Raw genomic sequence first — 20,127 nt, forward strand, 5'->3', positions numbered from 1 at the left:
GGCTTTTTCATTTCCTGTCACATGAGAGTGTCAGGCTAGCGACAGCTTCTTTTCGCTACTGTGCCGCCCCATGAACACCAGACTTTCAATTTTGCTGCTGTGCCTTGCCGGATTGGGCAGCGGGACTCTTCATGCCGAGCCGCCGCCGGCACGCTCGCTGCCACTCAAGGAAGTCGAGCGGCTGGTGCTCGAGAACAACCGCAGCCTGCTCGGCGCCCGACGCGCCACCGCGGCAGGCAAGGCCGGCATCGACATGGCCGGCGCCCGTCCGAACCCGGTCGTATCGCTCAACACCAGCGGCATCAATGGTCGCCGCCCCACCGCCGGTGGCGGCAGCATCGACACCACCTTGCGCATCGACCAGCCGATCGAACGCGGCAACAAGCGCGACTTGCGTATTTCGGTAGCCGATGCACTCCTGCAGGCCAATCGCTCCGACGAATCCGACAGTTTGCGCCAGCAAATACTGCTCGCCCGCCAGGCCTATTTCGATCTGAAAGCCGCCGAAGAAAAGTCGCGCTTGAGCGATGAGTCGGCACAGCTCGCCCATCAGATATCGAGCAAGGCCGAGCTGCGGCTCAAGGCCGGCGACCTCTCGGCTGCCGACGCCGCCCGTATCCGTGCGGATGCCCTGAAAGCCGACAGCGAAGCCACCCAGGCCCGCATCGAGTTGCGCCGCGCCCGCCTGTCACTGGCTCAACTGCTGGCCATCGAAAGCGATGCACCACGGCTGGCTACGGTCGATCCGTGGCCATCCCTGGCGACGTTGCCCACGGCAACGAGCGATATCGAAAACCGCCCCGACGTGGTCGCCGCCCGCCAACGCCTCGATGCCACCGAACGCGGCATCGCCCTGGCCAAATCCCTGCAGGTTCGCGACATCAGCATCGGGGCGCAGGTTGAACGGGTGCCCGACGATCGCCCGAGCACGACCTACGGCTTCGGCGTCAGCATTCCCCTCTTCACCGGCTACGACTATCGCGGCGAAATTCGCCGCGCCCATGTCGACCGCGACGTTGCCAGCGATGAACTGGCCCGCATCCGCGCCACGGCGGCCGCCGAACTGGAACAGTCCGCCTATGAGGCCGAACGCCTGAGTGAGAGAGCACGCAGCCTGCAGGGAGAAGCGCTCCCTGCTGCGCGCAAGGCCCATGCCGCCATCGTCCTCGCCTTCACACACGGCGCTGCATCGGCACTCGATGTGATTGATGCCCGCCGCAGCCTGTTCGCCATCGAAACCGATACCACCCTCGCCCTGTCCGATGCGGCCAAGGCCCGCGCCGCCTGGGCGGCCGCACGCCATCGCCCGGAATTGCCATGACTCGACAACCCACCCCGCTCCGCGCCCGCCTCGCCTCCCCTCTGGCCCGTGGCGCGCTCATCGTCATCGCCGCTCTTGCGCTCGGTGCCGGCGGTGCCAGCCTCTGGCATGCGCACAATCCGCGTCCCGGCGCACCGGCCGACAAGGTACGTGCCCCGGCCAACCATCTGAGCCTGCCGGAAGATGCCGGCCAACTGGCGTTTCTGAAGCTGGAAACGGTTAGCCTGTCTGCGCTTCCGGCCAGCGAGCCGATGAACGCCCGGCTGAGCGTGGCCGAAGACCTCACCGCTCGCATATTTCCACCGCTCGCCGGCCGCGTCGTGTCCTTGCAAGCCGCCATCGGCGACAGTGTCAAACCCGGCGCCCAACTGGCCGTCCTCGACGCCCCCGACTTCGGCCAGGCCATTGCCGACCTGCGCAAGGCAGAAGCCGACAGCAACCAGAAACACAAGGCGCTCAACCGGGCAGAGACCCTCTTCCAGGGCGATGCACTGGCCCGGCGCGATCTGGAAGTCGCCCAAGCCGATGCGCAGAGCGCCAATGCCGAGGCCGAGCGCGCCCGCTTGCGCCTGGCCAACCTGGCACCGGCCGGCAGCAAGATCGAAGGCCAGCGCCTGGTGCTGCGCGCCCCACTGGCCGGCATCGTGGTCGACCGCCAGGCCAATCCGGGCACCGAGGTCCGGCCCGATGCCAACAATCCCTTGTTCGTCATTTCCGACCTGCGTCGCCTGTGGCTCAACATCGATTTGCCGGAAAAGGCCGCTGCACTCGCCAAGGCAGGCGAGACGGTCAGTTTCACGCTCGATGCCTACCCTGGCGTGGACTTCACCGGTCAGGTCGACCGCGTCGGCGCCAGCGTCGACCCAGCCACCCGCCGTATCCCGGTAAGGGCCGTGGTCGATAACGGCGATGGTCGGCTGAAGCCGGAAATGTTCGCCCGCGCCACGCTGAGCGCTCCCGATGCAGCCAAGGTGGTTCGCCTGCCCGTCAGTGCCCTGCTAACTGGCGGCCTGTCGGCCCATGTTTTCGTGCAGATCGGGACCCGCGAATTCGAGCGCCGGCCGGTCAGCGTGGCCCGCCAGGATAGCGAATTCGCCTACCTGAGCGCGGATTCGCCGCTCAAGGCCGGGGACATCGTCGTCGTGCGCGGCGCGCTCTTGCTCGCCTCCGAACTGGCACAGGGAGAATAAGGTGCTGCCGAGCTTTTCCACCTTCGTCATCCGCCAGCGGATGTTCATTCTGGTGATGGCGGTCGCCCTCGCCGTGATCGGCTTCCGCGCCCTGCAGGACCTGCCGGTGGAAGCCTTCCCCGATGTCCAGGATGTCCAGGTCCAGGTCGTCACCCAATATCCCGGGCAATCGCCCGAAGAGGTGGAGCGCAACATCAGCATTCCCGTCGAGCGCGAGATGAGCGGCGTCCCGCGCGCCACGCAGGTCCGCTCGGTGTCGATCACCGGGCTGTCCGTGGTCACGCTGACCTTCTCGGAAGGCACCAACGATTACTTCGCCCGCAACCAGGTGCTGGAAAAGTTGCAGAACGTCAGTTTTCCACCGGGAATCCAGCCCCAACTGGCCCCGCTGGCCACCGCCGTGGGCGAGGTGTACCGGTACGTGCTGAGCGCCCCGGCCGAGATGCCGCCGCGCGAGGTACGCGCCCTGCAGGACTGGGTCGTGCGGCCGGCGTTGCGCCGCGTCGCCGGCGTGGCCGATATCAACAGTTTCGGTGGCGCCGTCAAGGAATACCAGGTTCGGATCAATCCGCCGGCCTTGATGCGCTACGGCATCACGCTCGACCAGGTCTCGCAGGCGCTGGTCAACGGCAACCAGAACGCATCCGGCGGCCTGATGAAACGGGGCGAGGAGTCGCTGGTCGTGCGGGCGGTTGGCCTCTACGCCTCGCTCGACGACATCCGTGCGACCGTGGTCTCGGCCAAGGATGGCAAGACGATCACCGTGGGTGACGTGGCCGACGTATCGGTCGGCGACCGCCCCCTCTCCGGCATCGTCGCCCACGACGGCCAGGATTCCGTGGTCGAAGGCATCATTCTGATGACCAAGGGCGGCGATCCATCGAAGGTCGTCGCCGAGGTATTGCAACGCGTCGATGAGCTGAATAACGGGCAACTGCCCAAGGGCGTCTCGATCAAGGCAATCTACCAGCGCACCGAGTTGGTCAAGCACACGGTGCATACCGTCATCGAGAACCTGCTGGCCGGCGCCCTGCTGGTGGTTTCGGTCCTGGTCATTTTCCTGCGCGAATGGCGGGCGGCCATGGTAGTGGCCGCGATCATCCCGCTCACGCTGCTCTTCGCGTTCACGCTGATGGATCTGAAGGGCGTGCCCGCCAACCTGATTTCGCTCGGCACCGTCGACTTCGGGATCATCATCGACAGCGCCGTGGTGCTGGTCGAAGCGCTAATGGTCCGCCTGGCCGTCCACCAGCCCACAGCCGCCATCGAATCGGCCATCGGCCGCCGTTTCGATGCGCTGCGTTGGGTGACCGCGCACCTGACCAAGCCGATCCTGTTCTCGAAGGCCATCATCATTCTCGCCTTCCTGCCCATTTTCACCTTCCAGCGCGTCGAAGGCCGCATCTTCGCCCCGGTGGCCCTGATCCTGTCCTTCTCGCTGATCGGTGCCGTGCTGTTCACGCTGACCGTCGTTCCCGCCCTGCTCTCGCTGGTGCTGGCCAAGAATGACCTGTCAGAAAAGCACATCGACTGGCTTGCCCGCCTGCAGCGGGCCTACCGGCGCCTGCTGATGCAATGCCAACGCACCCCGCGCAAGGCCTTCGGTATCGGCGGCCTGATCGCCTTGCTGGCCTTTGGCCTGATCCCTTTACTGGGCAACGAATTCCTGCCCCGCCTTGACGAGGGCAACCTGTGGCTGACCATCACCCTCCCCCCAGGCTCCTCGCTGGAGCAGAGCAAGGACGTCGAGCGTGCCGTCCGTGCCACCCTGCGCACCTATCCGGAAGTCAAAATGGTGGTAACCCAGGTCGGTCGCCCGGATGACGGCACAGACCCCAAGGGTCCGAACAACATTGAAATCCTGGCCGACCTGCAGCCGCGTGGTGACTGGCGTTTTGCCGACAAGGAAGCGCTGGTCGAAGACATGTCCAACAAACTGAAGGCCATTCCCGGCTTGCCAACCAATTTCTCGCAGGTCATCCAGGACAATGTGGAAGAAGCCCTGTCCGGCGCCCGGGGGGAAATCGTCGTGAAGATTTTCGGTCCCGACCTGAACATCCTGCAGGACAAGGCCGAGCAGATCGCCGAGATTCTCCGCGCGACACGCGGCAGCCGCGATGTGGCGGCCTTCCAGCCTGCCGGACAGCCCGAATTGGCCATACTCCCGGACCGGATCAAGATGGCTCGACTCGGACTCTCGATGAACGATCTGAACAGTGCCGTGCAAAGCGCGCTCGGCGGCAATGCCGTGGGTGGCTTCTACGAGGGCGAACGCCGTTTCGACCTGGTGCTGCGCTTTGCCGCACCGTATCGAAACTCGGTGGAAGATGTCGGTGCCGTGCCGGTGGCCCTGCCCGACAACAAGGGTACGGTGCGCATTGCTGATTTTGCCACTGTCGAGGTCCGCGAAGGCGCATCTCGTATCGCTCGCGAGGCCGGGGGCCGCAATGTGCCGGTCAAGGCCAACCTGCAAGGTCGCGACCAGGGCAGTTTCGTTGCCGAAGCCATGGCCAAGGTCGCCAGTCAGGTCCAACTGCCGGCCGGTTATCGCATCGTCTGGGGAGGACAGTTCGAAAACCAGCAACGTGCCATGAAGCGCCTGGCCGTCATCGTCCCGGCCTCGTTGTTCGGTATCTTTGCATTGCTGTTCTGGGCCTTCCGCTCCATTCGCCTGGCCGGCCTGATTTTGGCGATGTTGCCCTTCAACATCGCTGGCGGCTTCTTCGCACTGGGCCTGGCCGGGCTGCACCTGTCGATTTCGGCTGCCGTCGGCTTCATCGCCGTGGCCGGTATTTCGGTGCAGAACGGGGTCATCATGGTCGAAGAAATCGTCCGTCTGGTCGATAACGGTTCCAGCCTGGTCCGCGCCATCACCGAAGGCGCCGTGTCCCGCCTGCGCCCCATCCTGATGACCGCGCTGATGGCCGGGCTCGGCCTGTTACCAGCAGCCTTGTCGAGCGCCATCGGTGCCGAAACGCAGCGTCCGTTCGCGGTGGTCATCGTCGGTGGCGTCGTCACCGCCACGCTGTTCACGCTCACCCTGCTGCCACCACTTGCCTGGTGGGGTATGCGCCGGCACGGACAGGAAGACGACGAGCAATGAGCGTACCGACGATTCCTGACGAACCCGTCAGCATCCAGCGACAATCTGTTGCAATTGCCGCCTTGAGTGTCACAGGCCCCGGCCCTATCTTGGTCTGGTCTCGTCAAAGGAGTGAAACCCCGTGAATACCCAGGAACGTGAGCAGCTCAATAATTTCTTGTCGCAACTGGTTGCCGCCCATGCCGGCCAGAAGGATGCCGATGCCGAGGCCCTGATTCGCGACGCCGTCGCCCGCCAGCCGGACGCTGCCTATCTGCTGGTGCAAAAAGCCTTTTTACAGGAACAGGCCATCGCTAGCGCGCGAAGCCGGATCGAGCAATTGCAGGGCGAAGTTGATAGCCTTCGGGCTACGCAGGGACGTGGCGGCTTTGCAAATGGCGATACCTGGGGCAACTCGGCATCGCGTCCGGTACCGCAGCCCGCTTCCCCTGGCGCGGCGCAGTCCGCCCCAACGTCGTCGTGGGGTTCCGGCTGGCTGGGCAATGTCGCGACGACCGCTGCCGGCGTGGCAGCCGGTGCATTCCTGTTCCAGGGCATCGAGAACCTGATCGGTCATCACGGCAGCAACAGCCTGTTCGGTGGTAACGCCCTCCCACAGCCCAACGAAACCACGGTGGTCAACAATTTTTTTGAGTCCGACAGCCTGGCATCGAACGGTTCCGGCTTTGCCGGCCTGAGCGATGGTCTGGACAGCGACGGCGACAGTAGCTGGATTTGAGTCCGGACAGTTTTTCCCCGGCATGCCGAGTATCCCCCTCTCCTGATCCACGGCATGCCACGGAAGGCTCCTGCGGGAGCCTTCCACCTTTTCAGCCGCGCAAAAGCCGAGTCCCGGCTGCGCTATCATAGTCAGCGTCGTCATCCGCCCCTAGGCTCCCCCTCACCATGCGCATTCTGCTTGTCGAAGACGATACCCTGCTCGCCGATAGCATCCGCGAGGGCCTGGAAAAAGGCGGCTTTGCAGTCGACCACCTGAATGCCGCGGAGCCGGCCGTCTCGGCACTGGGCCTCACCCACTACGATCTGGCCATCGTCGATATCGGACTCCCCGGCATGTCCGGCCTGGATTTGATCCGCCTGCTACGCCAGCGCAACATCCTGGTTCCCGTCCTCATCCTGACCGCCCGCGACGGGCTGGACGACCGCATCAGTGGCCTGGACCTGGGCGCCGATGACTACATGGTCAAGCCCTTCCAGCTCCCCGAACTGCAAGCCAGGTTGCGTGCGCTGATCCGGCGCAGCCGATCATCCGCTTCTTCAGAGCTGACCGCTGGTGCCATCCGTCTCGACCTGGCTCGGCGCGTCGCCACGACCAATGGCGAAGACCTCGACCTCACGGGCCGGGAATGGGAAATTCTTCAGCAATTGATGCTGGCCATGCCCAATGTCGTGAATAAACAAAAAATGGCCGAGAGCCTGAGCGAGTGGGAAAACGAAATCACCGCCAATGCGGTGGAAATCTATGTATCCCGACTTCGCCACAAGATTCAGGGCAGTGGTATCGAGATCAGGACCATCCGCGGCATCGGCTATCGCCTCGATGAACGCTAAGCCGACTGTGCCCGCAACGCCGACCCTGCGCCGGCGGCTGCTCGTACTGCTCGTCCTCCCGCTGGCTGCCCTGCTTGTTCTCAGTCTGGCGGTCGACTACCGCATCGCCTTCGAACCTGCTGCCGACGCATACGATCACGCGCTGGCGGATGACGCCATCGCACTGGCCGGGCGTATCCGTTATCTCGATGCCCGGTTGCAGGTCGATCTGCCGGCGGCCGCCGAAGCCGTGCTCCGTACCAACCGAAGCGACGAGGAATTTCTGTCGATCTACGGCCCGACACTTCAGCTGCTTGCCGGCGATGCCGACCTCTTGCCCGATCCCGCCACCAAGGGGAAAAACCCCGTGCTGTCGGATGGCGAATTCCGCGGCAAGAAAATCCGCAAAGCCAGCTACCGGCTCGATACCGCCGGCGGCCAGGTCACCATCACCGTTGCCGAAACGACACGCAAACGGGAACGAGCCGGGTCCAAGATTCTGGCCGCCATGCTGCTCCCCAATATCCTGCTCATCATCGGGACGCTGGTCCTGGTCTATCTGGGTGTTCGGCGCGGTCTCGCCCCGCTGACCGATCTCAGCCGGGAAATCAGCCAGCGCGCCCCGCACGATCTCAGCCCCCTCCCGCAGCATGCCATCCCGGCCGAAGCACAGCCGCTGATCCAGGCCATGGACGGCCTGATCGACGATCTGCGGTCAGCCTCCGCCGCCCAGCAGGCTTTCCTGGCCAATGCCGCGCACCAGATCAAAACTCCACTGGCCGGGCTGCAGGCGCAACTCGAACTGCACGCCCAGGAACTCCCGGCCGACTATGCGCCCCGGGCTCAACGTCTGCTCGACGGAACCCGACGCCTCGGCCACCTCACACATCAACTGCTGGCCCTCGCCCGTTCCGGGCAGGAGGCCAACCTTGTCCAGGAAAAGCGCCCTGTAGACCTGGGGCAGTTGCTCGAATCTAGTGCGTCAGCCTGGTTCGATCAGGCCATGAAGCAGCATATTGATCTCGGCTTCGAGGCCAACCCGGCCATCGTTTCCGGCTCCGAATGGATGCTGCGTGAAATGCTCTCCAACCTGATCGACAATGCGCTGCGCTACACCCAGGAAGGCGGGACGATCACCGTGCGTAGCGGACTGGATCAAGAACGGCCCTTTCTCGAGGTCGAGGACAATGGCCCGGGCATCCCACCAGACAAGCAAAGTATGATTTTCGAGCGTTTCTACCGGCTGAACGAATCGATCAGCGAAGGCAGCGGCCTCGGATTGGCCATCGTCAAGGAAGTCGCCGACCGACATGGCGCCAGCATCGAATTGAAACACGCATCGTCAGCAACCGGAACGCTGATTCGCATTATGTTCGAGGCGATTCGCTAAAGCCCCGTATTTCGGCGGTTGCGACAATATAGAATTGGCGCCCCGCTAACTATCGATTTGCAATATTTTGGTGATTACTCACTCAGGCAGCTTGCGGCCAGAAGTGGACAGTCGGGTTGCGGAGCGCTGTGTCTGCTTCAGACTGATTGCGGTCATTCAAGCATGGGGAATGGAAAAGAGAAAGGAGGGGCTGTAGCCCCTCGTTCATGCCAACTAAAAAAACGACTTGCCTGCCTTACTTTGCCTTACGGCGACTTCCGACAAGTCCAATAAGGCCCAAACCAATAAGGGCGATGCTGGCTGGCTCAGGAACTTGGGCGTTGCGAACGACTAACTGGTCAGCAAAGCCTTGTGCGCCCTGTAAGCCGGCCCAAGGTGCCAAAGGCTGACCTTGACCATCCTGCCAATCGCAATGGCTATAAGAGTTACTGAAATAGGGGGTGGCACATGCTGCTGCACCGGTAAGAGCGGCATTAGTAGCACTAAAATAAGCTCCACTTACTGGGTCGACACCGTGAAGCGGCACGTTAGCTCCAGCAAACATAAAATCTGTAGCATCTGGGGCAAGTGCAAGCTCAGCAAGGGTTGGGATGCGCCAGCCGAAAGAGCTTTGAAACGAAAGGTCCAGCCCGGCAGCTGCAGGCAAGGGGAAGGCCCATGCCCAATCTAATCCGCTTTCAGTAATGTAGGTATTCGTCGGCAGCGCCGAGTTAACTAGTGCTGCATGTGCGTTTCCTGCAATCGCTGCACTGGCCAACAAAGCAGCCAGAAATTTCGTTTTTTTGTTCATTTGGTGGGCTCTCTTTCTACAAATAACAGTTTATGGCACTACCAAACGACAAAGCAAAACCAATGCCACCTATATAATGCACTGATTTGATGTATGTTGTTCAGCATACGGGTTTGCTGGTGTAAATAATATCGACACAGTGGACAAGAAGCATTTGGAAGCTCATCTGAGAGTTCTTCTGCGACAGGCTGCCTATGACTGGGGCGTATTAGTCATACGCTGAGAGCTAGTGACCGCAATCTTTTGGCGGACCTGCCACTCAAAAAACACTGACCCGATTATCGCGTCAAAGGGGAATCTTCCCCCTATCATTTTTATTGGTCGTCTGGTATCACTACATGGCTGACGATCAAAATCATATTCTGAGTACCCACGGGTCAATGGCCGCTTCGGAGCAACACGCAATTTGAACGGCAGCTATGGAGTAGATTTTCCAGTGACTCTTCATGGCCGGCACTTGCCTGTGAATCTTCTGCACTGATAGTCTGCTACCGGCCAGAAGCGGCCTGTCGGCTCTTCTCGTAACCAGACATCTGACTGACCGCTGTAGTCAGAATCCAGTCAGTCCCAGCCAAAGAGCTTCGGGCACTTGTGGTTCAGCGAATCAAAGCAAGAACGTCCTTGAACCGTGGATGCTTGCTTGAACGCATCCATTCAAAGGCGACCATCTCAACCGTGGCAAGCGTCGCACCGGCCCTTCCTAACCTGGCAATGGCCGCATCACGGTTGCCCGTGACCCGAGAACCGACGGCGTCAGAGACTACGGTTACATTCAATCCGTGCTGAAGAAGTCCCGCGCATGTTTGCAAAACGCAAACATGTGCTTCACATCCAGCGACAATGACGTTCTGCCGGTTAGCTGAAATGGCCTCCAAGAGGCCGTCTTCACATCCATCAAAATGGCTTTTGACTACTGTTTGGTCACACAGCTCCTTGACCTCACTTACGTTCTCGCCAATACCCTCAGGACTCTGTTCTGTCCCGATGACGGGAATCTCAAGGATTCGGGCAATATTGGCCAGGCGAACGGCCTCCTTGATAACTCGCTCGCCGTCGAAGATGCTGGGCATCAACCATTTTTGAAGGTCTACCAGAACAAGAGTCGACTCATTAGCTTGGTGAAGCATTGCTGTTCTCCTAAATGGACATCGGAGTTCTGCCACCTCCAAGCAAGCCTGAAGGTGGCATTAGCTATCAAGCGCTCGTCTTTTTGATTTCCGGCAGCGGCACCATGAATTGCTGGCCAGGCTGACTGCATCCCGCATCACAGCAACGACCTGGCTGTTTGTTCTTGGTGATTGCCCTGTTGTCTTCAGCCAAGACGCCACGCTCCATCAGGCGTTCAACCAGTTCGACCTTGCTGCCCACCGGGTAGTTGCGCCAGATTTCCTGTCTCAGCGCCGTCGGCGAACCACCTCCGTGCAAGCTGATGAGCGAGTACCAGCCGCCCTGGTAGGAAGCCGTCAAATCCTCGATGAAGCGAGAGACCTCGATACGCTTGTCGTACGGCACATCGGGGTTGGCACGCAGCACTTCAGCCAAGGTCGCCGCCGTTGCCGGGTTATGGTCTTCATCGGGCCCAGGCAAGGCAACGATAAGGCCGCCGGAGACCTCGTGAGCAAGGCGGTGCATATCGTAAATCTGGGTCGAGAGCAGCAGCTTGCCAATATTCGAATACACCGGTTCCGGCATAAAGGTCTTTGAATACGGGTCTTGAACCGCGTAGACGCTGGCCGCCACACCGCAGGCGTAGAACCCTTCGGTAATTTTGATGAGCTCGACCATCGGGTCGCGCAGGTTCGCCTTCTTGTTGGGGTCGAGGCCATTGGCTTCGCACATCAGCACCCCGGCACCGATGAGCAGGTCGCCGAAGCCTGCACGGGCACCGATACAACTGTGACGGTGATGCGTTGCGTAGTTATAGGTAATGTCCCCGGAAAATTCCCATTCCCCTGACAGGAACACGCGGTCCCAAGGCACGAAGACCTTGTCGAAGATGACCACACCCGTCGATTGGCCGTACTTACGAGAGAAAATTGGCGAACCATGTTCCGGCTTCTCACCAGGGCGGCCAGCGGGACGGGCGACAATCGTGACTCCCGGGGCATCAACCGGTACAGCACAGCAAACGGCAAAGTCTGCATCGTCCTCACGCATGTTGCGCGACGGCATAACCAGGAACTCATGCACATACGGCGCGCCCGTCACAATCGCCTTGGTGCCGGTGATGACGATACCTTTCGCACTACGTTCGACGATATGTACGTACACGTCCTGATTCAGTTGCTGATTCGGACGCTTGCTGCGGTCACCCTTGGCATCGGTCATCGCAATACCGATGGTCAGGTCTTCGTCTTGGACGTGCTGGAGGTAGGCAGAGAACTTCGAGGTGTACTCGCTCGAGCCCTTGGCATCATCAATTTTCGTGACTGCTTGCAGGATGCCGCCGAGGGCATCGTGGGCTAGGTAGCGCTGGGCACACCCGGTTTCCTGGCAAAGCACCCGGACAGCTTCGAGCTTGTTGAGCAGGTCGCCCGCCGACTCGTCGATGTGCAGCATTCGGTTAACCGTTTTGCCGGAGACAGTCTGCTTGGCAAGCATCAGGGGAGCCATGGCCGGGTCATGTGCGAAGTCGTAGGTGACGGCCATCGCATTGATACCGGGCTGAAGCGACGGCGCATCAACGACCGAGTCAATCAATTGACCATCCACATAGACGGTGGGTTTGTACTTCTTCAGGGATTCACGAAACTCTTTGCCATCCATCAAGCCGCTGGTGTCGGTAGCAGTCATGTTCTTTCCTCTCGTAACGCTGTTTATAAAATTGAACAGTGTTCAATGCGTAAGAACAGTGTAGAATCTGAGTTATGGAAAAGTCAACTGCCGTTCGAAAAAAAACCGCCAGCAAAAGTGGGGGCACCGCCGAATCCCGCGTGGTTAGGGAAAGCACGCTGAATCAGGCGCGACGAACCCTGATTCTTGATGCGGCACGTTCAGCTTTTTTTGAGCTTGGCCTGGATGGTGCGAGCCTGCGAGAAATCGCCAAGCGGGCGGGTTATACGCCCGGCGCCATCTACAGCTACTTCACCAACCTGGAAGAGATTTATGGCGCTCTGCTTGGCGAGTCCTTGCTCCGCCTCAATCAGGTGGTCGAGACTGCCAAGGCTAGTGGCAAGCCGTCATCGGCGGTCACATTGCTCCACGCCAAGGCTGAAGCCTTCTACGTCTTCTACCGCGACAATCCCAAGGAGCTGGACCTGGGCTTCTACCTGTTCGATGGCATGAAGCCTCGTGGGCTGACCCCCGAGCTCAACCAGGAATTGAACGACCAGCTGATGGCGGCTCTGAAGCCTGTCCAGGTGCAGTTGGAAGCCTTGGGCCTGAGTTTTGAGGAGGCCGTTCTTGAGACTAGTGCCGTTTTCGCCCATATCGTGGGCCTCCTGGTGTTGAGCAATACGGGGCGAATCCGCCTCTTCAAGCAAAATCCTGACACGCTTTTCGAACGCTACATGGCGTCGTTGATACAGCGATTGCCGCGCTCTAACGCGTGATTGCCAGGCCGCCGAAAGGCGGCTTTTTTCATTCAAGCTAAAAAGTGCGGCCAATATTGTCGTGTTGCGCACGCCAATGAAATGAATTATGGTTCACTCACTGAATTCAAATTCATTTTATTATGGCCTACCGTAAAACTGAACGTGTCGAAGCCCGTCTTGCAGATAACCGTCAACGCATTCTTGATGCCGCGCGAGCCTTGGTGTCCGAGGGTGGCTGGGCGGAAGCACAGGTCAGCCATGTAGCCTCGGCCGCTGGCGTAGCGACAGGCTCCGTTTATCGCTACTTCCCTTCGAAAGCAGATTTGTTCGTCGAAGTGCTGTCGGTCGTTTCTCAGCGCGAAGTCGATGTGCTGGAGGCTATTGCCGACAACGACGACTTGCCCTTTCAAACACTTCATGCGGCGGTGTCGGCTTTTGTCGAGCGGGCGATGCGCAATCGTCGTCTGGCGTACGCATTGATTGCCGAGCCTTGCGAGAAGGAAATCGACGAGGCGCGTCTGGTTTATCGCCACGCTATCAGCAAGCAAATCATGCGCATCGTGAAAGAAGGTCAGGAACACGGTGATTTCCGTACCGACCTCGACCCCAATATCGCCGCTACTGTCGTTGTCGGTGGCTTCATGGAAAGCCTGATTGGACCGCTTTCCCCATTCAATGCAGATTTCGATGGCTCGGGTAAGCAAGACGCAGAAGCTGTGCATGCCCTGGCCGGACAGATTGCCGATGTGTGCTGTGCCGCTGTGGCCCAGTACAACAACGTCACGTCGTTCAAATCAAACCAAAGGAGACAGCAATGAACGCCCCGATTCCAACAGAGCCCATCAAGGCCGCCGCCGACAGATTCTCGACCCACATCGTAAAGAACCAGGCGTCGATGCCCACCGGGTTCAATGCCTTCGACGATGATGTCGTCCTCAAGGCAGCCATCGAACGTGAGGCTCCCTGGGCGGCAGGCAAGTGCTCAGCCATTGGCCAGCTTGCCGGTAACGAGGCGATTCAGGAACTGGCTCGCCAGGCCAATCGCAACATTCCCGAACTGAAAACCCATGACCGGTTTGGAAACCGCATCGACTGGGTCGATTTCCATCCGTCCTGGCACCAACTCATGTCGCTCGCCTGGAAGTGCGAGGTGCCGACATTGTCTTGGACCGCTAAGGAAAAGCACCCTCACTATGCGCGAGCAATGCTCTCGTACCTTTGGAATCAGGTTGAGCAGGGTACGGGTTGTCCGACCGGGATGGCATATGCCTCCTATGCTGGGTTCAGCCACGAACCGGCACTTAAGATTTGGGCGGAGAAGTCGCTAGGTACGGTGTACGAGAATAGCCGCCGGGAAGTAGCCGATAAACCCTCCGTGGTTATAGGCTACGCCATGACCGAGAAGCAAGGTGGTTCGGACCTGCGTGAGACGCAGACCACTGCCGTCTTCTCTCATACCGCTGATTACCACGGTGCCACCGCTCACTGGTACGAGCTGACCGGTCACAAGTGGTTCTGCTCGGTGCCACAGTCGGATGGCTTCTTCACCTTGGCGAAGGTCAACGGCGGCGTTACCTGCTTCTTCCTGCCACGTACGTTGCCCGACGGCAGCTACAACAGGTTCTTCATCCAGCGCCTCAAGGACAAGGCAGGGAACCGTTCCAATGCAGGCAGTGAGGTTGAATACAGTGGCACGCTGGCGATTCGTGTCGGCGAGGAAGGTCGCGGGCTGCGTGAAATCCTGTCGCACTCTCATCTGACGCGGCTGGACTTTGCCGTCGGTTCGGCTGGTCTGATGCGCCAGGTTCTGACGCTAGCCCTCAATCACACCACTACGCGGGGTGGCTTCGGCTCCAGTCTCGCCAAACGGCCGATGATGGCCAATGTGTTGGCAGATATGGCCGTCGAAGTGGAGGCTGCAACGCTCATGGCCATGCGAGTTGCGAAGGCGACCGACTACATTGACTCTGAGCCGCAGCAGAAAGCATTTGCACGCGTCACAACCCCGATGGCGAAATACTTCAACTGTTCCCGAGTGGTGGCAGTGGCCAACGAGGCGCTGCAATGCCACGGTGGCAATGGTTTTGTCGAGGATGGGGCGATGGCGCGTCTGTATCGAGAAGCCCCGCTCAACAGCGTCTGGGAAGGCACCGCCAACATGATGTGCATGGACGTTCGCCGGGCGATGCAGAAGGATGCCGCCTGCCGAGACGCGCTTTTTGCGGAGCTTGCCGATGTTCGCGGTCAGGATGCTCGCTTCGACAGCTACGTCAACGCAATGGGGCCGCTGCTGGACGAAATGCTTCAGGATGAATTCCTGGCTCGCCCTGCCTCTGAGGCTATCGCGCGAGCTCTACAGGGGGCCGAGTTGCTTCGTCACTCTACGTCAGAGGTTATCGACGTTTTCATGAAAACCCGATTGGGCGGGAGCACGAACAACTGGGGCGTGATGTTCGGGTCTCTTGGCCCCGGTGTGACGCAGGCTCAGGCTGACATCATTGTCGAGCGAGCCCGCGTAATGCGTTGAGATAGGTCTGCAATGTAGCCCCAAGTTGCTCTGACGCTCTTGGGGCATTTCCTGGTCAGCAACTCGCTTCGACCGCAGTCCTTCGAATGCAGACCGACGAGAGAATCGCTCCCGAAGGACTGCATTGGGTCGATTTCAGCCTTTCAATACAAGGCACCCGCTTGCAAAGCGTCTAACGACTTCGCAAAACCACGCAGCCACCTGATTGCTGCAAATAAAAAAAGGGGCCCGAAGGCCCCAAAGGGTTGACGCGTTGATCCTGTTGCCAGAGATGTTTCGCTAAACTAACCCGCAGAGAAGATTCAGCACATCAGAACAATTCGTCGCCGGTCATGTTGCCAATCGCGGCATCGCCCGCCATGGCAGTTTCGGCAAAAGCGCCTGCCTGCGGCAGCATCTGGTCGGCGTAGAAGTGTGCCGTGGCCACCTTGGACCGGTAGAAGGCCTGGTCGCCCTCGCCTGTGTCGAGATAGCCAGCCGCAACCAGGGCGGCCTTGCCCATGAACCAGCCGCCGCATACGGTCACCGCCAGATGCAGGTAAGGCACGGCAGCGGTCAGCACGCCACCCAATCCGCCCTTGGCATTGGCAGCCAGCCATTCGGTCGCCTGCGTCCAGGCCTTGAGGGCAACCCCGAGACGCTGGCCCATGGCCTGCAGTTCCGGCTTGCCGGAGGCAGCGAGTGCCTTGGCAGTGGCATGGACCTCGCCAAAGACGACCCTGGCGGTGGCGCCCTGGTCGCGCATCAGCTTGCGGAACAGCAGGTCGTTGGCCTGGATACCGGTGGTGCCTTCATAGATGGTTGTGATGCGCGAATCGCGCCAATGCTGGGCGGCGCCGGTTTCTTCAATGAAGCCCATGCCGCCGTGTATCTGTACGCCGAGCGAGGTGACGTCGATGCCCATCTCGGTACCGCCGCCCTTGACGATGGGAATCATGAATTCGGCGAGCCACAAGTGGCGCTTGCCTTCTTCGGTATGGCCGGCGGCATGCGCCCGGTCGAGCAGGCCGGAGGTGTAGTAGGCCATGGCGCGACAGGCTTCAACGCGGCACTTCATCAACATCAACATGCGGCGAATATCCGGGTGCTTGTCGATGCTCACCAGTGCTTCGCCGGTCAGCGCATCGCGCCCTTGCTTGCGTTCGCGGGCGTAGCCGAGTGCCTGCTGGTAGGCGCGTTCGCCGAGGGCAATGCCTTGCAGGCCGACGCCAAGACGGGCTTCGTTCATCATGATGAACATGTATTCGAGGCCACGGTTCGGCTCGCCGAGCAGGTAGCCGACGGCGCCACCGTTGTCGCCATAGGCCATGACGCAGGTCGGGCTGGCGTGGATGCCGAGCTTGTGCTCGATGGAAACGCAATGGGCATCGTTCCGGGCACCGAGCGAACCGTCGGCATTGACCAGGAATTTCGGCACCAGGAACATCGAGATGCCCTTCACGCCGGCCGGTGCATCCGGCAGGCGGGCGAGCACGAGATGCACGATGTTGTCGGTCATGTCGTGGTCGCCGTAGGTGATGAAGATTTTCTGGCCGAAAACCCGGTAGCTGCCATCAGACTGCGGCTCGGCACGCGAACGGATCAGCGCCAGGTCGGAACCGGCCTGCGGCTCGGTCAGGTTCATCGTGCCGGTCCATTCGCCGGTCACCATCTTTTCCAGATACATGGCCTTGAGCTCGTCGCTGGCGCAGGTCAGCAAGGCTTCGACGGCCCCGGTCGTCAGCAAGGGGCCGAGCGAGAACGACAGGCTGGCCGAGCAGACCATTTCCTTGACGGCAACGCCCAGCGAATCAGGCAAGCCCTGGCCGCCGAATTCGGCCGGCGAACTGATGCCGTTCCAGCCGACTTCGCAAAATGCCTTGTAGGCTTCCTTCCAGCCCGGCGGCGTGGTGACGCCGTTCGGGGTCAGCTTGCAGCCTTCCTTGTCGCCAATGCGGTTGAGCGGTGCCAGCACTTCACCCGCAAATTTTGCTGCCTCATCCAGCACGGCATCGGCGAGATCGGGGGTCGCCTCCTCGAAACCGGCGATCTGGCTCAACTCCTTGAAACCGGCCAGTTCGTCCATCACGAAGCGCATGTCTTTCACCGGGGCGCGGTAATCACTCATTGCTGCAGTCTCCTTGGTTTATTGTTCAGAACGGGTTGCTGCACAGCGCCGCCTTGGCGCTGCGATATTCCTGTTTCAGGCGGGCGACGAGTTCGGCCGTCGGCAGCACCTCATCGATGGTGCCGACACCCTGACCGGCGCCCCAGATGTCCTTCCACGCCTTGGCATCACGGCTGCCGCCGAAGCTCATCGAGGTCTTGTCCTTCTCCGGCAGGTTGGCCGGATCGAGACCGGCGGCGACGATGCTCTTCATCAGGTAGTTGCCGTGCACCCCGGTGAAATACGGGGTGTAGACGACATCCTTGGCAGCCGAATCGAGAATGGCTTGCTTGTAGGCTTCGACCGCGTTGGCCTCGCTCGTCGCGATGAAGCGCGTACCGATGTAGGCGAAGTCAGCACCCATGGCCTGCGCAGCGAGAATGGCCTGGCCGTTGGTGATCGACCCCGAGAGGGCGATCGGTCCATCGTAGAACTTGCGGATCTCGCCGACCAGCGCGAAGGGGCTGAGTGTGCCGGCGTGACCGCCCGCCCCGGCACAGACCAGGATCAGCCCGTCCACACCTGCTTCGAGCGCCTTCTCGGCATGGCGGACGCTGATCACGTCGTGGAAGACCTTGCCGCCGTAGGCATGCACGTGCGGCACGATCTGCGTCGGCGCCGACAGGCTGGTGATGATCAGGGGCACCTGGTGCTTCACGCACAGCGCCATGTCATGCTCCAGGCGCTCGTTGGAGGGGTGGATGATCTGATTGACGGCGAACGGCGCCGCGTTCGGATCAGCGGCCAGTTCAGTCTTGATACGGATCAGCCAGTCGTCGAGCAGTTCCTTCGGCCGGGCGTTGAGTGCCGGGAAGGAGCCGATCAGGCCGGCCTTGCATTGGGCGATGACCAGATCGGGATTGGAAATGATGAACATCGGCGCACAGATGGCCGGCAGCGACAGGTTCTTGTTCAGTGAAGCTGGAATCGGCATTACGCCCCCTCTTTCAATGCGCGACGCAGGATCTTGCCGACGTTGGTACGCGGCAGGTCGTCGCGGAATTCGACGTGTTTCGGCACCTTGTAGCCGGTGAGCAGCTTGCGGCAATGATCGATCAGTTCCTTCTCGGTCACTCGCGGATCCTTGCGGACGACGAAGATTTTCACGGCCTCGCCGGAATGCTCGTCGGAGATGCCGATGGCGGCCACATCCATGACCCCGGGGTGCATGGCGACAGCCTCCTCAACCTCATTTGGATAGACGTTGAAGCCGGACACCAGGATCATGTCCTTCTTGCGGTCCACCAGGAATACGAAGCCCTTCTTGTCGACATAGCCCATGTCACCGGTACGCAGGAAACGATCCGGGTAGAAAACCAGCTCGGTTTCATCCGGACGCTGCCAGTAACCCTTCATGACCTGCGGGCCACGAATGCAGATCTCGCCGACCTGTCCGGGCGGCACCTCGTTGCCGCCATCGTCACGGATCGAAATCTCGGTGGAGGAAATCGGCAAGCCAATGGCACCGTTGAATTCGGTCATGTCGAGCGGATTGATGGTAGCTGCCGGCGAGGTTTCGGTCAGGCCATAGGCTTGCAGCAAGGGCGTGCCGGTTACCTTCAACCACTTCTCCGCCACCGGCCCCTGGACCGCCATGCCCCCCCCGAGTGTGACGCGCATGGTGGAAAAATCGAGCCGGGCGAATTCGGCATTGTTGAGCAGGGCGTTGAACAGCGTATTGACGCCGGTCACCACCGTGACCGGGTATTTCCCCCACTCCTTGACGAATCCGGGAATGTCGCGCGGATTGGCGATCAGCAGGTTGCGGGCGCCGATCATCAGGAAGGTGAGGCAGTTCGCTGTCAGCGCGAAGATGTGATAGAGCGGCAGGGCCGTGACGATGAACTCCTCGCCTTCGCGCACCACCGGCTTGATCCAGCTGTAGGCCTGGGTAACGTTGGCAGCGATGTTGGCATGGGTCAGCATCGCACCCTTGGAGACACCGGTGGTACCGCCGGTATATTGCAGGAAGGCGATGTCGTCCTGAGTCAGAGCAACCGGTTTCCAGCCGTGGCGGCGGCCAATGGCCAGGGCGCTGTTGAAGCCGCTTGCCGCGGGAATCTTCCAGGCCGGCACCAGCTTCTTGACATGACGGACAACAAAATTGACGACCACGCCCTTGAGCCCGAGCATTTCACCCATGGGCGTGACGATCACGTGCTTGACCGCCGTATGGGCGATGATCTGCTCCAGCGTGTGGGCAAAATTCTCAACGATGACGATGGCGATGGCACCGGAGTCCTTGAGCTGGTGCTCCAGTTCGCGCGGCGTGTACAACGGGTTGCAGTTCACCACCACGCACCCGGCGCGCAGGGTGCCGAACAGGGCCACCGGGTATTGCAGCAGATTGGGCATCATCAGCGCCACACGGTCGCCCTTCTTGAAACCCTTGGCCTGCAGCCAGCCGGCAAATGCCTTGCTTTCCTCGTCCAGCTGGCGATAGGTCATCTCCTTTCCCATGCTGATATAGGCAACCTTGTCCGCATAGGTCGAGCATGCTTTCTCGAACAAGGCGACCAGCGAAGGGATATGGTCGATGTCGATTTCAGCCGGAACACCGTTCGGGTAGCTTTGTAGCCAGATTTTTTCCATTTTTG

The 20,127-nt window shown here is 60.6% G+C and carries 15 protein-coding genes; 9 read left to right on the forward strand and 6 right to left on the reverse strand.

Annotation, left to right across the window (positions count from 1 at the left end):
- Positions 1-70: 70 nt before the first annotated feature.
- From F1002_RS17205 to F1002_RS17230, 6 genes are all read left to right on the forward strand, one after another.
- The gene (locus tag F1002_RS17205; protein WP_150430277.1) at positions 71-1,321 is read left to right on the forward strand and encodes a TolC family protein; all 1,251 of its coding nucleotides are present in this window, start codon (positions 71-73) and stop codon (positions 1,319-1,321) included.
- Positions 1,318-2,511 (forward strand): efflux RND transporter periplasmic adaptor subunit, encoded by a 1,194-nt coding sequence (locus tag F1002_RS17210; protein ID WP_150430278.1) that lies wholly within the window; start codon positions 1,318-1,320, stop codon positions 2,509-2,511. The genes F1002_RS17205 and F1002_RS17210 overlap by 4 nt, the downstream gene beginning before the upstream one ends.
- 1 nt (position 2,512) lies before the next feature.
- The gene (locus F1002_RS17215) at positions 2,513-5,614 is read left to right on the forward strand and encodes an efflux RND transporter permease subunit (RefSeq protein ID WP_150430279.1); all 3,102 of its coding nucleotides are present in this window, start codon (positions 2,513-2,515) and stop codon (positions 5,612-5,614) included.
- Between the two features lie 121 nt (positions 5,615-5,735).
- Positions 5,736-6,332, forward strand: coding sequence for a DUF2076 family protein (locus F1002_RS17220; protein WP_150430280.1), 597 nt, complete (start codon positions 5,736-5,738; stop codon positions 6,330-6,332).
- Positions 6,333-6,499: 167 nt separating this feature from the next.
- Positions 6,500-7,165 carry a response regulator gene (locus F1002_RS17225; protein ID WP_150430281.1) on the forward strand — a complete coding sequence of 222 codons (666 nt, stop codon included), beginning with the start codon at positions 6,500-6,502 and terminating at the stop codon, positions 7,163-7,165.
- Positions 7,155-8,534 (forward strand): sensor histidine kinase, encoded by a 1,380-nt coding sequence (locus F1002_RS17230; protein WP_191090456.1) that lies wholly within the window; start codon positions 7,155-7,157, stop codon positions 8,532-8,534. Before F1002_RS17225 ends, F1002_RS17230 begins: the two co-directional genes overlap by 11 nt.
- A 235-nt stretch (positions 8,535-8,769) precedes the next feature.
- Here the strand turns inward: F1002_RS17230 and F1002_RS17235 are convergent, their stop codons facing one another.
- The 3 genes from F1002_RS17235 to F1002_RS17245 all read right to left on the reverse strand — a co-directional run bounded on the left by F1002_RS17235 (position 8,770) and on the right by F1002_RS17245 (position 12,117).
- Positions 8,770-9,324 carry a PEP-CTERM sorting domain-containing protein gene (locus F1002_RS17235; RefSeq protein ID WP_150430283.1) on the reverse strand — a complete coding sequence of 185 codons (555 nt, stop codon included), beginning with the start codon at positions 9,322-9,324 and terminating at the stop codon, positions 8,770-8,772.
- A gap of 596 nt (positions 9,325-9,920) precedes the next feature.
- Positions 9,921-10,451: an isochorismatase family protein gene (locus F1002_RS17240; protein ID WP_150430284.1), complete on the reverse strand. Its 531-nt coding sequence runs from the start codon at positions 10,449-10,451 to the stop codon at positions 9,921-9,923.
- Positions 10,452-10,518: 67 nt separating this feature from the next.
- A complete protein-coding gene (locus tag F1002_RS17245; RefSeq protein ID WP_150430285.1) occupies positions 10,519-12,117 on the reverse strand; it encodes a 4-hydroxyphenylacetate 3-hydroxylase family protein in 1,599 nt (532 codons plus the stop codon).
- 74 nt (positions 12,118-12,191) lie between these two features.
- Between F1002_RS17245 and F1002_RS17250 the strand changes: the two genes are divergently transcribed.
- The 3 genes from F1002_RS17250 to F1002_RS17260 all read left to right on the forward strand — a co-directional run bounded on the left by F1002_RS17250 (position 12,192) and on the right by F1002_RS17260 (position 15,384).
- The gene (locus tag F1002_RS17250; RefSeq protein WP_150430286.1) at positions 12,192-12,875 is read left to right on the forward strand and encodes a TetR/AcrR family transcriptional regulator; all 684 of its coding nucleotides are present in this window, start codon (positions 12,192-12,194) and stop codon (positions 12,873-12,875) included.
- 122 nt (positions 12,876-12,997) lie between these two features.
- Positions 12,998-13,675 (forward strand): TetR/AcrR family transcriptional regulator, encoded by a 678-nt coding sequence (locus tag F1002_RS17255; RefSeq protein ID WP_150430287.1) that lies wholly within the window; start codon positions 12,998-13,000, stop codon positions 13,673-13,675.
- Positions 13,672-15,384 carry an acyl-CoA dehydrogenase family protein gene (locus F1002_RS17260; RefSeq protein WP_150430288.1) on the forward strand — a complete coding sequence of 571 codons (1,713 nt, stop codon included), beginning with the start codon at positions 13,672-13,674 and terminating at the stop codon, positions 15,382-15,384. The genes F1002_RS17255 and F1002_RS17260 overlap by 4 nt, the downstream gene beginning before the upstream one ends.
- 310 nt (positions 15,385-15,694) lie before the next feature.
- On the opposite strand, the gene F1002_RS17265 is transcribed toward F1002_RS17260, so the two are convergent.
- The 3 genes from F1002_RS17265 to F1002_RS17275 are packed head-to-tail and all read right to left on the reverse strand — an operon-like array spanning position 15,695 to position 20,122.
- Positions 15,695-17,491, reverse strand: a complete 1,797-nt coding sequence (locus F1002_RS17265) for an acyl-CoA dehydrogenase C-terminal domain-containing protein (protein WP_150430289.1) — start codon at positions 17,489-17,491, stop codon at positions 15,695-15,697.
- A gap of 25 nt (positions 17,492-17,516) precedes the next feature.
- Positions 17,517-18,464: a nitronate monooxygenase family protein gene (locus tag F1002_RS17270; RefSeq protein WP_150430290.1), complete on the reverse strand. Its 948-nt coding sequence runs from the start codon at positions 18,462-18,464 to the stop codon at positions 17,517-17,519.
- Positions 18,464-20,122 (reverse strand): long-chain-fatty-acid--CoA ligase, encoded by a 1,659-nt coding sequence (locus F1002_RS17275; protein WP_150430291.1) that lies wholly within the window; start codon positions 20,120-20,122, stop codon positions 18,464-18,466. The genes F1002_RS17270 and F1002_RS17275 overlap by 1 nt, the downstream gene beginning before the upstream one ends.
- Between the last annotated feature and the right edge of the window lie 5 nt (positions 20,123-20,127).

The organism is Dechloromonas sp. CZR5 (assembly GCF_008711155.1).
Taxonomy (GTDB): Bacteria; Pseudomonadota; Gammaproteobacteria; order Burkholderiales; family Rhodocyclaceae; genus Azonexus.

What these genes read in the sequence shown, in the direction of transcription:
- F1002_RS17205 (WP_150430277.1), top strand. Translation starts at nt 71, where the DNA reads ATGAACACCAGACTTTCAATTTTGCTGCTGTGCCTTGCCGGATTGGGC.
- F1002_RS17210 (WP_150430278.1), top strand. Translation starts at nt 1,318, where the DNA reads ATGACTCGACAACCCACCCCGCTCCGCGCCCGCCTCGCCTCCCCTCTG.
- F1002_RS17225 (WP_150430281.1), top strand. Translation starts at nt 6,500, where the DNA reads ATGCGCATTCTGCTTGTCGAAGACGATACCCTGCTCGCCGATAGCATC.
- F1002_RS17230 (WP_191090456.1), top strand. Translation starts at nt 7,155, where the DNA reads ATGAACGCTAAGCCGACTGTGCCCGCAACGCCGACCCTGCGCCGGCGG.
- F1002_RS17235 (WP_150430283.1), bottom strand. Translation starts at nt 9,324, where the DNA reads ATGAACAAAAAAACGAAATTTCTGGCTGCTTTGTTGGCCAGTGCAGCG.
- F1002_RS17240 (WP_150430284.1), bottom strand. Translation starts at nt 10,451, where the DNA reads ATGCTTCACCAAGCTAATGAGTCGACTCTTGTTCTGGTAGACCTTCAA.
- F1002_RS17245 (WP_150430285.1), bottom strand. Translation starts at nt 12,117, where the DNA reads ATGACTGCTACCGACACCAGCGGCTTGATGGATGGCAAAGAGTTTCGT.
- F1002_RS17250 (WP_150430286.1), top strand. Translation starts at nt 12,192, where the DNA reads ATGGAAAAGTCAACTGCCGTTCGAAAAAAAACCGCCAGCAAAAGTGGG.
- F1002_RS17255 (WP_150430287.1), top strand. Translation starts at nt 12,998, where the DNA reads ATGGCCTACCGTAAAACTGAACGTGTCGAAGCCCGTCTTGCAGATAAC.
- F1002_RS17260 (WP_150430288.1), top strand. Translation starts at nt 13,672, where the DNA reads ATGAACGCCCCGATTCCAACAGAGCCCATCAAGGCCGCCGCCGACAGA.
- F1002_RS17265 (WP_150430289.1), bottom strand. Translation starts at nt 17,491, where the DNA reads ATGAGTGATTACCGCGCCCCGGTGAAAGACATGCGCTTCGTGATGGAC.
- F1002_RS17270 (WP_150430290.1), bottom strand. Translation starts at nt 18,464, where the DNA reads ATGCCGATTCCAGCTTCACTGAACAAGAACCTGTCGCTGCCGGCCATC.
- F1002_RS17275 (WP_150430291.1), bottom strand. Translation starts at nt 20,122, where the DNA reads ATGGAAAAAATCTGGCTACAAAGCTACCCGAACGGTGTTCCGGCTGAA.